Annotated in this window: 13 protein-coding genes; all 13 read left to right on the forward strand. The window is 71.9% G+C overall.

Annotated elements, in window-relative coordinates:
• The first annotated feature begins 142 nt into the window (after positions 1-142).
• The 13 genes from AB0F29_RS38830 (at position 143) to AB0F29_RS38890 (ending at position 12240) form a co-directional block, all read left to right on the forward strand.
• Positions 143-571: a hypothetical protein gene (locus AB0F29_RS38830; protein ID WP_361882936.1), complete on the forward strand. Its 429-nt coding sequence runs from the start codon at positions 143-145 to the stop codon at positions 569-571.
• A 227-nt stretch (positions 572-798) separates the two neighbouring features.
• The gene (locus AB0F29_RS38835) at positions 799-1458 is read left to right on the forward strand and encodes an ATP/GTP-binding protein (RefSeq protein WP_361882939.1); all 660 of its coding nucleotides are present in this window, start codon (positions 799-801) and stop codon (positions 1456-1458) included.
• 32 nt (positions 1459-1490) lie between these two features.
• Positions 1491-2183, forward strand: a complete 693-nt coding sequence (locus AB0F29_RS38840) for an SAF domain-containing protein (protein WP_361882942.1) — start codon at positions 1491-1493, stop codon at positions 2181-2183.
• Positions 2184-2185: 2 nt separating this feature from the next.
• Positions 2186-3055 (forward strand): hypothetical protein, encoded by an 870-nt coding sequence (locus AB0F29_RS38845; protein WP_361882945.1) that lies wholly within the window; start codon positions 2186-2188, stop codon positions 3053-3055.
• Positions 3048-4613, forward strand: coding sequence for a CpaF/VirB11 family protein (locus tag AB0F29_RS38850; protein ID WP_361882948.1), 1566 nt, complete (start codon positions 3048-3050; stop codon positions 4611-4613). The genes AB0F29_RS38845 and AB0F29_RS38850 overlap by 8 nt, the downstream gene beginning before the upstream one ends.
• Positions 4610-5587, forward strand: coding sequence for a type II secretion system F family protein (locus tag AB0F29_RS38855; protein ID WP_361882951.1), 978 nt, complete (start codon positions 4610-4612; stop codon positions 5585-5587). Before AB0F29_RS38850 ends, AB0F29_RS38855 begins: the two co-directional genes overlap by 4 nt.
• Positions 5584-6477 carry a type II secretion system F family protein gene (locus tag AB0F29_RS38860; RefSeq protein WP_361882954.1) on the forward strand — a complete coding sequence of 298 codons (894 nt, stop codon included), beginning with the start codon at positions 5584-5586 and terminating at the stop codon, positions 6475-6477. Before AB0F29_RS38855 ends, AB0F29_RS38860 begins: the two co-directional genes overlap by 4 nt.
• A gap of 12 nt (positions 6478-6489) precedes the next feature.
• Positions 6490-6678, forward strand: coding sequence for a hypothetical protein (locus tag AB0F29_RS38865; RefSeq protein WP_266539370.1), 189 nt, complete (start codon positions 6490-6492; stop codon positions 6676-6678).
• A 44-nt stretch (positions 6679-6722) separates the two neighbouring features.
• Positions 6723-7145, forward strand: coding sequence for a TadE/TadG family type IV pilus assembly protein (locus AB0F29_RS38870; RefSeq protein WP_361882957.1), 423 nt, complete (start codon positions 6723-6725; stop codon positions 7143-7145).
• A complete protein-coding gene (locus AB0F29_RS38875) occupies positions 7142-7600 on the forward strand; it encodes a TadE/TadG family type IV pilus assembly protein (RefSeq protein WP_361882960.1) in 459 nt (152 codons plus the stop codon). Before AB0F29_RS38870 ends, AB0F29_RS38875 begins: the two co-directional genes overlap by 4 nt.
• A complete protein-coding gene (locus AB0F29_RS38880) occupies positions 7597-8067 on the forward strand; it encodes a pilus assembly protein TadG-related protein (RefSeq protein WP_331757072.1) in 471 nt (156 codons plus the stop codon). The genes AB0F29_RS38875 and AB0F29_RS38880 overlap by 4 nt, the downstream gene beginning before the upstream one ends.
• A 5-nt stretch (positions 8068-8072) precedes the next feature.
• On the forward strand, positions 8073-11567 hold the full coding sequence (locus AB0F29_RS38885; protein WP_361882964.1) for a LysM peptidoglycan-binding domain-containing protein: 3495 nt from the start codon (positions 8073-8075) through the stop codon (positions 11565-11567).
• Positions 11568-11979: 412 nt separating this feature from the next.
• Positions 11980-12240, forward strand: coding sequence for a hypothetical protein (locus tag AB0F29_RS38890; protein WP_361882966.1), 261 nt, complete (start codon positions 11980-11982; stop codon positions 12238-12240).
• Positions 12241-12837 lie beyond the last annotated feature (597 nt).

Raw genomic sequence — 12837 nt, forward strand, 5'->3', positions numbered from 1 at the left:
CCGCGACCGGAAGCAACCGGCCGGTCTGCTCATCGCCGCTTGTGCGCTCATCGCACTTTCCGCGTGCACATCGAATAACTCCCCGTCCAACGATGCGAAGGCGACCAATTCACCTTCCGAGTCCCCGTCGGCCTCAAAGTCCGTGGACCCGTCCGAGGCGGCGGAGGCCGAAGCGGTCAAGGCCTATTCCGGCTACTGGCGGGAGATGGAGCGCGCCTACGCCGCAGCCGACGTCAAGGCATCAAAGCTCACGGCCTACGCGAGCGGCGTGGCCCTGGTGAAAGCCCAGGTCGAAACCGAGCGCATGAAGAAGAAGGGCAGCACCCTGTCCGGCGGAGTCACGGTCACCAATTCCACCGTCACTCAGCTCGACAACAGCAAGAAGCTGCCCAAGGCGGAGCTGTCCAGTTGCCTGGACGTTTCCAAGTGGATCTCGCTGGACAAGGAGGGGAAGCCCGTCGCCCTTCCCTCCACGCGGGTGACCAAGTACGTGGCCACGGCGACCATGGAGCGCTGGACCGACGGCTGGAGGGTACTCACCGCTCAGCCGCACGCGGACCAGCCGTGCTGACCCACAGGATCGTCACCGTGGTCGCTGTCGCATCCCTCCTCCACGCGGCGCCTGCTGCCCTGGCCGATGATCCCAACGTTGACGTGGGGGGCTGCAGCACGGAGTGGATCTGCGCCGAAGTCGGCACCGGCGGCGCTCCCGCCGGCCGCCCCGCAGGAGGCAGCGGAGGGAAGGGCGGCAGCGCAAAGCCCTCAGACGGCGCCGGACGTGATGAGCCGGTCGGCTTCATGCCGTGCGAGATCCGCAAGCTCGACCCGCAGCCCGGTGCCGACAGCGACCTGTGGGAAGGGCACAAGCCCGGGGACGGGGCCATCTACGTCAATACCTGCGCCAGTTCAGGAATGGGCGAGGGGAACGACGGCACGGTCGGCCTCGCGTTCTGGGCCGCCGACCAGCCCCCGCCCGGCGTGCCGCCGGAGGTCCTGGCCCAGCGCGCCGTCGACCAGATGCTCCTGAAGGCCCCGGCGATCGGGATCACGCCGAAGCCCGGCGGCAAGGGCGTGGTCGGCATGCCCGTCTACCTGTGGACCGAGAAGAGCCCGGAGACGTACGGGCCGAACACTGCGAGCGCGTCGGCCGGCGGCATCACCGTGACGGCGACCGCGAAGGTGTCCCGCATCGTGTGGCAGATGGGCGACGGGAAGACCGTCACCTGCACCACCGCCGGCACCCCGTACAAGGCCGCGTACGGCAAGAAGCCCTCCCCCGACTGCGGCCACCGCTACGAAGCCCCCTCCTCGACGACCGACACCGGCACTTACCACGTGACCGCGACGTCGACCTGGACGATCGGCTGGGAGGCCACCAGCGGGCAGACCGGCCAGCTCACCGAGGTCCGGGACAGCGCCGTGGACATCACGGTCGCCGAGGTCCAGGTCCTCAACTAACCAGCTCCAGCACTTCGAAGGGCACGAACCCCATGGAATCCCCCGCCGCGCCGACGGTGCCGCGCCCGGCCGCCCCTGCGGCCGCCCGGCCCGAACTCCCCATCACGACGACCGCGCCGGTCAAGCGGGAGCGCCGCTGGTCGGTCGCCGCCCTCTGCGTCGTCCTCGCAGCCGTCGCCGGGCTCGGTGCGGCTGCTGCCGTCACGTCGGCGAGCGACCGTACGAAGGTTCTGGCGGTCGCCCGCGACGTCCCGGCCGGCCAGGTGCTGACCGCGGCGGATCTGGTCGTCGCGGAAGTCAGCGCGGACGCGGCCCTGACCCCGGTCCCGGCCGGGCGGAAGACGTCGCTGGTCGGCAAGCGCGCGGCGGTCGACCTGCGCAAGGGCGGCCTGCTGACCACCACCCAGCTGGCCACGGGCACGGGCCTCGGTGACGACAAGCAGCAGGTCGGCGTCCAGGTGAAGCGCGGCCAGGCCCCGGCGGGCACGCTCGCCCCGGGCGACCAGGTCCTCGCTGTCACCACCCCGGCCCAGGGCGAGCAGCAGGCCGGGGCGGCCGAGGCTCCGCCCTCGACGATCAGCGCGGTCGTGGTGACGGTGTCCCGGCCGGACGCGTCGGGGAACGTCGTGGTCAACCTCGCCGTCGCCGGCAACAAGGGCCCGCTGCTGGCCACCCGGGCCGCCCAGGGCCGCATCGCGCTCGTCCGTGAACCGCGGGGGCAGTGACCATGCCCGTCACCGCCCTCGTCTCCGCGAAGTCCTGCGGGGTCACCACGTCCGCACTGGCGCTCACCCTCGCCTCGAAGCGTCCGTCGCTGCTGGCCGAGTGCGACCCGGCCGGCGGCACGATCCGGGCCGGGTTCCTCCAGGGAGAGGTCGGCGCCGGATACGGCCTCTACCACCTGGCCACCGCGGAACGCACCGGCCCTGACGCACTGGCCAACGCGTTCGCGAGCCACCTGTGGTCCATGGACGAGGCCGGCCACCGCAAACTGCTGCCCGGCCTGACCGACCCCGGCCAGGCCGCGGCCCTCACCCGGACCTGGTCCGCCCTGTCGGAAGTGATGCACGTCCTGGCCGACGACGCCGACTACGACGTCTTCATCGACGCGGGCCGCCTCGCCCTGGAGTCCGGACACCTCCACCCGACGCTCACCCCCGCCCCGCTGCTCCACCAGGCCGACCTCGTCCTCCTGGTCGTCCGGGGCACCGAGCAGTCCCTGACCCTGGCGCGGCACCTCATCGACCCGCTGCGCACCGAGCTCGCCGAGCGAGGCTCCGGCGCCGAGGCGCTCGGGCTGCTCCTCATGGAGAACGGCCCCTACCGCGCCCACCAGGTCGCCGACTCCCTCAAGGTCCCGGTACTGGCAGCGCTCCCGGACGATCCCGCCACCGCCGAATACTTCACCGACGGCGGCCGGCCCCCGCGCGGCTACGGCCGCAGCCCGCTGCTGCGTCACGCACGCACCGCGACCGAGCAGTTCGAGGCGGCCGTCTCCCGCCGCAAGATCCAGCGCCAGTACCCACCCCGCGCCGCCAACCCGCAGCTGGCCGGAGTGCTGAAGCGGCTCACCGAGAGAGGCGGATCACGTGGCTGACATCCAGCAGCGCCCCGGCAACGGCCACCCCGCCCCGATGGGCCGCGACGACATCGCCGGGCTCCTCACCGGGCGGCTCGGACAGCGCCGTCAGCCCGACCCGGCCCCCACACCCGCGGCCGCCGCCCGTACGGACCCTGCACCGCCCGGGGCCGGATCCGCACATGCCGCCGCCGTGCCGCGCCTGGCGGGGCTCCCCGGAGAGATCCCCGTGGGCTGGGACGTCATCGAGGACCTCCAGGCCCAGGTCTCCAAGGAACTCAGCGCCAACGACCCGGACAAGCTCCTGGAGGAGACCGACCGCAGAGCACTCGCCAAATCCCTCGTCCGTACGGCGGTCGCGGACTGGGCGACCAAGTACGCCCAGGGCAACACCCCGCTGACCGCCGAACAGGAAACGGCGATCGGCAACGCCGTCTTCGACTCCATGTACCGGGGCGGGCGCTTGCAGTCGCTCCTGGACCAGGACGGCGTCGAGGACGTCATGGTCGACGGGCTGAAGGCCCACGTGGAGTACCACGACCGGCCCCGGCGCACGATCGACAAGGTCGCCGACAGCCACGAAGAACTCATCACCTGGGTCAACCGCATGGCCCGGCTCTCCGGCCACGGCGAACGCTCCCTGACACAGGCCACGCCGATGGTCGGGTTCCGGATGCCCGACGGCTCCCGCGTCACCGCCTCCCTCCTCACGACCCGCCCCTCCGTCGTGATCCGCCGCCACCGCATCCGGCAGCACGGCATCGCCGAGCTGGTCCGCTGGGGCTCCCTGAACCCGCTGCTGGAGCGGTTCCTGATCGCCGCCGTGCACGCCAAGATGAACATCCTGGTCGTCGGGGACATGGGCGCCGGGAAGACGTCCCTGCTGCGCGCGCTCGGGCGCGAGATCCCGGCGGCGGAGCGGCTCATCACCCTGGAGTCCGACCGGGAGCTCTACCTCGATGAGCCCGGCCCCAAGCCCGGGCCGGTCACCTTCGCGTTCGAGGCCCGGCAGTCCAACGGCGAGGTCCGGGTGGGCACCAACGCGGGTGAGGTCACCATCAGCGACATGTTCTCCACCGCCCTGCGGTACAACGCCACCCGCGTCATCGTCGGCGAAGTCCGTTCCACCGAAGTCCTGCCGATGCTCCAGGCGATGTCCGCCGGAGGCTCTGGATCGATGTGCACCCTGCACGTGCGGCGCCCGCACGCCATCGTCAGCCGCCTGGTCCAGCTGTGCACCGAGGCCGGAATGCAGACCGAGGCCGCGCACCACCTCATCGCCTCCAGCATCGACCTCGTCGTCTACCTCACCTACCTGGACGAGACCGCGATCGGCGGACGCAAGCACCGCTTCGTCAGCAACGTCTACGAGGTCCACGACGTCGTCGGAGAGGGCGGACGGCCCGTCACCACCGAACTCTTCGCCCCTCAGGGACCGGAACCGCGCGCCGTGTACAAGAACATGCCCACCTTCATCGGCGACCTGGAACGCACCGGCCAGTTCCACCGCCACTGGCTGACCGACAACCCCTTCGGGGCGTGGCTCGGCCCGCTGGAAACGGTGGGGGCCCGATGACGTCCTCCCAGCTCGCCCTCGTCGCCGCCTGCTGCACGGTCCTGGCCCTCCTGGGGATCCTCGCCTCCGTACGGGAAGTCCGCGGCCGGATCCCGGACCCGTCCAAGCCGAAGTCCCGCAGGGCGGGCCGCCTGGCGCGCGCCAGGGCGGAGCTGCCCGCCCAGTGGCAGCAGCGGTGGCGGCACCTGCTCGTCACCGCGGGCGTCACCGCGCTCACGGTATGGGCGTGGACCGGGTGGCCCGTCCACGGCCTCCTCGCCGGAGCCGCCGTCCTCGGCCTGCCCTACGTCCTGAACCCGGGCACCGCGGCGACGCTGCGCATCGAGCGCCTGGAGGCGCTCGGGCAGTGGCTCAACCACCTGGCCGGCGTCCACCAGGCCGGTATCAGCCTGACGCAGACGATCCGGGCATCGGCAAAGGCCGCCCCCGGACCGATCGCACCGAACGTGCGGGCCCTCTCCGACCGGCTGAGCACCGGCATGGAGGCGCAGGACGCCTTCGCCCTGTTCGCCTACGAACTCGCCGACGGCATCTCCGACCACGTCGTGCTGCTCTTCACGTCCCACGCCGTCTACAAGGGGCCCGGGCTCTCCGACGCCCTGGAGGCGCTGGCCGTCACCATCCACCAGCAGGCCGCCGACGCCCGCGACATCGAGGCCGACCGCGCCAAGGTCCGCAAGAGCTCGCGGATGGTCTCCATGGTCATCTGCTTCGTCGTGGTCGGCTGCATGCTCAACGACGCCTGGTCCGGCTGGTACCAGTCGCCGGTCGGGCAGCTCGTCCTGGCCGCCCTCGGCGGACTGTTCGGCTACACCCTGCGCTGGCTGAGGAAGATCGCCCGGACGCAGCCCGACCCCCGGCTCATCGACCCGCTGCCCGACGACCGCCGCCTCCGTCTTCTCTCCGCCGGCCAGTTCGGCACCGAGCAGCCTGCGGCCCCATCGTCCCGTCCCGCCCTGGAGGATGTCCGGTGATCCCGGTGGAAGCCGTACTGCCCGCCGCCGCGGCCGGAGCCCTGATCGGCCTCGCCGTACGGGCCGCCCTGCCCGTACGACGCGACCTCACCTCCGCCCTGGACCGCCTGGACGTCGCCACCAGCAACGGCCTGCCAACGACGACCACGTCGACAACGGCCGGATCGCTTCAGGACCGGGTAGGAACCCGGCTCCTGAGGGAGTTCGGCGGCAGGATCAGCCTGCCCTACCAGGACCTGAACCTGCTGCGGATCAGCCCGGCCGCACACCTCGGGAAGCGGTTCCTCTTCGCCCTCTACGGGCTGCTGCTCCCTCAGCTCGTCCAGGCCCTTCTCGCGGCAGCCGGAACCCCGTTCCCCTACGCCGTGCCGGTCCTGGTCTCGCTCGCCCTCGCCGCCCTGTTCTGGTTCTGGCCGGTGAAGGAGGTCGCCGCGGACGCAGCTGCCGCCCGGCTCATCGTGCGGCACGCCGCCGCCTCCTACCTGGAACGGGTAGCGCTCGCCCGCATCGCGAACTCCGGCGCCGCACAGGCCCTGACCCAGACCGCCGAGGTCGGCGACGGGTGGATCTTCGTACGGATGCGGCAGGTCTTCCACCAGGCCGACCTCTCCGGCGTCACCGTCTGGGACGCGCTGAAGCAGCTCGGAGAAGAACTCGACATCCCCGAGCTGACCCGCCCGGCCGACACCCTCGCCCTCGCAGGCGACGGGGCCGCCGTCTACACCACGCTCCAGGCCCAGGCCCGGCAACTGCGCATCGCCCTGCTCTCGGACGCGAAGGCCCAGGCCAACGAGGCCAGCGCGGCCATGATCCTGCCCGTCACCTTCGGCGTCATCCTCATGCTCGTCTTCGTGATGATCCCCGTCACGATCACCATCCTCGGAAGCTGAAAGGAAACACCCATGGACATCCAGACCCTGACCGTGTGGATCCAGGGCCGCTACGCGGCACTCAAGACCGGCAAGGAAGCTGGGGCCACCTCCACCGAACTGGCCCTGATCACCGGGGCCCTCCTCGTCGGTGCGGGCCTCCTCGTCGTCGCAGTCCGCACGAAGCTGGCCGAGAAGATCGGCATCATCAACGGCGGCTGAGCCACCGTCGACGAGAGACAGCACACATGAACGGGGGACACAGGGTGACGGCACGGAAGCCGGAAGGCGTGCGCGGCTTCATCCGACGACTGGGCAACAAGGGCGACCGCGGTTTCGGCAGCGTGGAATTCGCGGTCCTGGCCGTCGTCGTTCTCGCGCTGATCTTCACCGCTCTCCAGGTAGGCCTGTACTACCACGGGCGCAAGGCAGCGCAGTCCGCCGCACGCCACGGAGTCGAGTCCGGGCGGCAGTTCGGCGCCGGTGCGGGCGACGGCGTCGCACAGGCGCAGACCTTTCTGGCCAGGTTCGGCGGCAGCGTGCAGGGAGCCAGCGTGTCCTCGGCGGGCAGCAGCGCGGAGGAGATCCGCATCACCGTGCGTGGACAGGTCCCCACGCTCGTACCCGGCCTGACCCTGGAAGTCGTCCAGCACGCCGAGGGCCCGATCGAACGGTGGACCGCCCCATGAGCATCCCTGCCCGTCGCCGGACCGTCCGCCAGGGGCTGCGCCGTGACCGGGGGTCCTACGCCCTGGAGACTGCGGTCCTCGCCCCCGTCACAATCAGCCTGCTGCTGCTGATGATCGCGTTCGGACGCGTCACCGACGCCGACGGCGCCGTCGACTCCGCAGCCCGCGCCGCAGCCCGCGCCGCGTCCCTGGAACGCGACGCGGGAACAGCCCAGAGCGCTGCCCGGGCCGCCGCGGACCGCAGCCTGCAAGGAGAAGGCATCACGTGCACGACGTCCAGCGTCGACATCGACACAGGCGGCTACGCGCTCGACCTCGGCGTGGACGCGACGGTCACGGCGACGATCGCGTGCACGGCGGATCTCTCCGACATCGGGCTGCCGGGCCTGCCCGGTGCCAAGACCCTCACCGCTTCCTGGTCCAGCCCCATCGACACCTACCGGGGGCGCAGATGACCAGCCGGATCCACCACTGGGCGCAGTCCCGCCGCAGCGCGCTGTCCGCTGCCGCTGCCGGCCGGCGGGACCGCGGGTCCATGTCGGTGTTCTTCGCCCTCTCCACGATCGCGATCCTGATGGTGATGGGGCTGCTCGTCGATGGCGGCGGGGCGCTGAACGCCGCCAACCGTGCAACGTCCGTGGCCCAGGAGGCCGCCCGTACCGCCGGGCAGCAGCTCGACGCCGCGCAGGCCATCGAGGGCACCGCCATCACGATCGACCCGGACGCCGCCTCCGGCGCGGCCCAGGACTATCTCGCCGCCGCCGGCGTCCAGGGCGACGTGCAGGTCACCAACGGCGGGCAGAGCCTCAGCATCACCGTCCACGACACCTACACCACCCTGTTCGCCCAGTTCGTGGGCAAGGGCACCATCCAGGTCACCGGTACCGCGACCGCCCAACTGATGACCCAAGCTGGAGGCTGACCCCCATGCCCCGCATCCCCGCCCCGCTGCGCACCGTCGGTGTTCTGCTCCGGGCCCTGCTCGGCCTGGCCCTGCTCCTGGCCCTCATCGCCGGAGCGCCGTACCTGCTCCTGGCCGTCGGCCACCAGCCCACCGAACTCACCGGCGGGCTGGGCCTGCTGATGGAGCAGGACGACGGCAGTCTCTTCCTCGTCGTCCTCACCTGCCTCGGGTGGGCCGGCTGGGCCCTGTTCACGTTCTCCGCCCTGGTCGAGCTCGTCGCCGTGCTCCGCCGCCGCTCCGCGCCCAGGATCAAGGGGCTCGGTGGCATCCAGTCGCTCGCCTCGTTCCTCATCGGCGGCATCGTGCTCCTGGCCCCCACCGCCGCCTCAGCCGCGACGAGCACACCGGCCGTAGCCGTCAGCACCGTCCACGTCGCACAGTCCGGCCCTGCCTCCCCCGCCGGTGCGGCGGCCGCCGCACCGGCTGACAAGTCGGACTGGCCCCAGCACACCGTCGGCTCCGTCTCCGAGCTGCCGTGGGACCTCGCAGAGGAGTACCTCGGCGACGGAAAGCGGTGGAAGGACATCGCCGCGCTCAACCCGGACATCCCGCAGCTCGCCGCAGGTGACCAGTTCCTCCCCAAGGGTGCCGTTGTCAGGCTGCCCGCCGACGCCCGGCCCACCGCCCCCGCGACCGACCCGGTCACCATGACGGGCTCCACGGCCGAGGTCGCAGTTGACGACGGGACCAGCCGTCCGGCGGCCGACAGCACACGCGCAGACGCCACGGACTCCCCCGAGCCGAGCCGGCCTGGCACGGACGAAGCGCCGGACTCACCGCGCCAGTACACCGTCGAGGCCGGAGACAACCTGTCGGCCATCGCCCAGGAGCAGTTGGGCGACGGCGACCGGTGGACCGACCTGTACGAAGAAAACCGGGGCGGCGAGCAGCCGAACGGGCAGACGTTCACCGACCCGGACCTGATCTTCCCCGGGCAGGAACTCGCCCTGCCGCACACCGGGTCCGCCGGGACAGCGCCGGACACGGCCCCCGAGACGAATACTCCGCCGGGCGACCGGCCGACCACCCCGGCCCCGGAGGCGGACGACGAAGTCCCCGAGGCCGCGGAAGAGGACCGGCAGGCGCAGGACTCCGAGCCGGACCCGGCCGCTGCGGTACCGGAGCCGAGCCGTACGGCGGAGCCCGCTCCCCCGGCTCCCGCTCCGTCCACGGCCGCACCGCCGGCCGGGTCCGCCGCCTCGCAGGCGCCCACCACTTCGAGCACCAGCCCTGCCGCCGCGTCCCCGGCCGGTGACGACGGCCAGGAGCTGACGGGCGCCCGGATCGGGGTGATCGGGCTGGCCGCCACCGGTGCGCTGGCCGCCGGGATCCTTACCACCGTCGCCACCCGCCGGATCCTTCAGCAGCGCCGCCGCCGGCCCGGCCGCCGGATCGCGATGCCCCAGGGGCAGACCGCCCGTACGGAGACGGCGCTGCGCTCCGCCGACGCCGGTGTCGAACTCGCCCTGCTCGGCGCCGCGCTGCGCACTGCGGCCCTGCGCCTGGCCGAGGAGGACCGCCCGTTGCCGAACTTGGCAGCCGTCCAGCTCGGGGCCGAAGGAATCCGGCTCCACCTGGCCGAACCCGTGCCGCCCTGCGCACCGTTCACCGCCGACCCGGAACAGAGCACCCGGTGGTGGTGCCCGGCCGAGTCCGATGAGCTGCTGTCCGACGACGAGCTCCGCGAGGTCGACGCCCCGTACCCCGCCCTCGTCGCGCTGGGCCAGGACGAGGAGGGCGCGATCGTCCTCGTCGACCTCGAACACCTCGGGGCACTCCACCTCACCGGGAGCGCCCGGGTCGACGTGCTGCGCACGCTCGCCGTCACGCTCGCGCTGTCTCCGCTCGCGGGGCAGCTCGACCTCGCTGTCGCCGGTGAGGACACCGCCCCCGGGCTGTCGATGCTCGACGGTGACCGGGTCACCCCGTACCAGGATCTGGCCGGGGCGGTGGAGGCGATGGACCGTCATCACGACGAGCAGCAGCGGGTCCTGGAGGCGCTCGGGGAGCAGGGGACGCTGGGGCAGGCCCGCCCGTCCGAGGACGTCGGGGAGCTGTGGCCGCTGGTCGTCGTCGCCGATCTCGACACCTGCAACGCCACTCCGGAGGCATCGGAGGATCTGTGGGAGCGGCTCGGCGGGCCGGTGCGCACAGCCATGGCGATCATCACCAGCAGCACCAGCACGCCGCCGGACGATGTTGTGTGGTCGGTCGACACCGACGCTCCAGCCGTCACGGTTCCGGGCACCGACGTCAGCGTGGTGCTGTCCGCCTGCTCGACCGATGAGTACGCCGACATCCTGGAACTCGCCCTGACCGCGGACTCCCCCACCGACGTCCCCGCCCCCGAACCCTCAAGCGGGCACCGCCCCGTCCCGGAGCAGCAGACGGACGGCGACGAGCAACGGGAGCCGGCCACGGACGTATCCGGGTCCGCCGCGCACGCCGCCCAAGACTCGGCCGCCGGGGCAGGACCGGAAGCCGTCCGACGCAGCCCGCTCGCGGACCTCGCCGACCTGGACAACGAAGCCGGCCCCGACGAGGTGAGCACCGAGACAGTGGTGGAGAACGTGGCCCCGCGCGCGAAGACCTCTCCGGCCGCCGCGTCCTCGCCCTCGGATGTCGTGCTGCCGGCCGTCGTCTCCACGCCGCGTGTCAGCGCCCGCATCCCGCTGCCCACCGAGCCCGCACAGCCCGCCGCGCCCGCCCAGGATGCCGCTCCTCTGATGCGGGTTCTGGGGCCGGTGGAGGTGCAGGGCGCACAGGGCAACGTCGCCTCCAACCGCCGGACGCTCTCCTTGGAGCTGACGGCCTGGCTGGCCCTGCACCCCGGGGCCACCAACCACCAGATCGACGAGGTCCTCGCCCCCGGCGGCCGCGTCACCCGGGACACCCGCAACTCCCGGGTCGGTGACGTCCGCCGGTGGCTGGGCGCCGACACGGACGGCAACCGCTACCTGCCCCACGTCAGCACCCAGCCGGACAAGCTCTACCGGCTGTCCGAAGCGGTGGACTGCGACTGGACGCGCTTCCAGCAGCTCGTCACCCGGAGCCACACCACCGACGGGCCCGAAGCCCGAGAACTCCTACGCCAGGCGCTCGATCTCGTCGTCGGCCGCCCGTTCTCCGGCATCCCGCCCCGCCGCTACGTCTGGGCCGAGCCACTAATCCAGGACATGATCTCCGCGATCGTCGACGCCGCCGACGACCTCGCCGCCCAGTACCTGGAACACGGCGACGGCCGCGGCGCCCTCTGGGCGGCGACCCGCGGCCTGGACGCGGCCCGCGAAGTCGAATGCCTGTGGCGGCACAGGTTCCGCGCTCTGGCGCTCCTCGGCGACGACACCGGCCTGGAGGCCTCGATCCGCCAGCTCGAAGCTCTCCTCCTCGACCTCGGCTGCACGATGAGCGAAGAGACCGGAGAAACACTCCGGCTGCTCCAGGCCACCCGGCACTGACCCGCACCGGCAGAGGAAAACCGCTGACCCGACTCCTGACCCCCGCAGGTCAGCGGTAGCGCTCCAGCCCGATGGCCACCGCTGACCCAGTAGCGCGTCCAGGAGGCCCGGCGTGCTACCGAAGGCGTTGGTGGGGCCGCCAGCTAAGCCGCCCCCGGACGTCCGAAGGGAGCGGTAAGCACTGCTGACTGCGGCCGTGCGAATGCTGCGCGCCAACCACACGAGCACCACCCGCCACGGAATTCGACTTCAGCCGACTCCCGCGTCGTCGAACGCCCATCACCGCACCCCTCCTCCGGCCATCCACCACCGCTGAGCACATCGCGTCACCGACGCCGTTCAACACGAACAGCCCCTTCCGCCCCCGGCGGCCGACCGGCCGGGGGCTTCGTGCGTCCTGGAGGAGTTCACCGTGCCCACGTACGAGGCCCTGCCCCGCTTCAATGCCGACCACCGCCGCCTCACCCCGGAACAGCGGCGCCGTTTCCGCCACGCTGTGACCGCCTTCGTTCACGACCTGCGTGCTGGCCGCCAGCTCCGCCCCGGCTTACGGATCAAGGGCGTGCGCCGTTACCCGGGCGTCTACGAACTCACCTGGTCCATGGGCACCGGCCCCGCAGGACGCGCTACCTGGCAATACGGGCCTCGCTCCGCCCCAACACCCCCCACGTGATCTGGCGCCGCATCGGCACCCACGACATCCTCACCGGACCGTGATCACTGGAGGGCGCCGGAGGCGCCGGCATCGCCGTCTGCCAGTGCGCTCTGATCTTGTAAGTCCCGGACCCGTGCGGCGGTGTGGTGCGCATCGACGAGGGCCAACGACGGGACGTACAGGTATGCGGGTGGCCACTTGCGTGGCGGGCGTGTCGGGGTCTTCTCAGGTGTTGGTCTTCTCCGGGCGACATCGCCGCCTTCGGAAAGGTCCTGAGCCCAGCCGGCAACCGCGCCCCCTCCCCCGGGCGCCCTCGACCCACCCCCCATCCAGGCCGCAACCACCTGGACCAGCAGCTGGTAATGGGGGCACCAGGCCGCCCCCGCGGCACAGACATATGGCGGAGCAGGCGCCGGGCACTCTGCGAGCGGCCCCAGGCTCGGGCTCGGGGCAGCGCACGGACCCGCCGGACGACGTCCTCAACGAGACACTGGGCACCCTTGCGAGGATCACCGCTCAGCTAGGCCGTTTCTTACGGATCAGTGAGCGGCCAGTGGTGTGATGGGTCCATGCGGCGTGAGAACTGTGCGACCAGGAACCACATAAGTGTGTGGC

The sequence above is a fragment of the Streptomyces sp. NPDC026589 genome (assembly GCF_040638385.1).
In the GTDB taxonomy this organism is placed as follows: domain Bacteria; phylum Actinomycetota; class Actinomycetes; order Streptomycetales; family Streptomycetaceae; genus Streptomyces.